Origin of the sequence: Sphingomonas sp. CFBP 13706, assembly GCF_014842355.1 — a bacterium.
GTDB classification, from domain to species: Bacteria; Pseudomonadota; Alphaproteobacteria; order Sphingomonadales; family Sphingomonadaceae; genus Sphingomonas; species Sphingomonas aerolata.
On the sequence record NZ_JACYVM010000080.1, the window covers coordinates 1 to 441 of the forward strand.

Annotated in this window: 2 tRNA genes; both read left to right on the forward strand. The window is 58.5% G+C overall.

Annotated features, from left to right (window positions below):
• Positions 1-143: 143 nt before the first annotated feature.
• Positions 144-220 (forward strand) — tRNA-Ile (locus tag IFS44_RS21740).
• Between the two features lie 14 nt (positions 221-234).
• Positions 235-310 (forward strand) — tRNA-Ala (locus tag IFS44_RS21745).
• Positions 311-441: the final 131 nt, after the last annotated feature.

Genomic DNA, 441 nt, shown 5'->3' on the forward strand with positions numbered 1-441 from the left:
GGGAAGAGCTTCTTCCATTCCAAAGAACATTAGCCGCCGTCCTCATGTCCCTTCATCAACTGGATCCACATTCGAGAGAATGTGGAAGCCTGAGCTGGCACCTCCCGCCTAGCGGTCCCCTGGACCAGCTTGGGTATGAGATGGGGCCGGTAGCTCAGGTGGTTAGAGCGCACGCCTGATAAGCGTGAGGTCGTAAGTTCAACTCTTACTCGGCCCACCATCTCGCAGCTTAATGGGGCCTTAGCTCAGCTGGGAGAGCGGTTGCTTTGCAAGCATCAGGTCATCGGTTCGATCCCGATAGGCTCCACCAAGTCGCAGCAGACGAGACGAATTAGCAGCCGCTAATTCGCACGTCAGCAAGACCGGCCAGCGCAACAAAGCGCGCCACAAGGCGCAGCTTGGCTGCGACTGACGGCGCGCGGGCTTGAGGCAACACGCCAA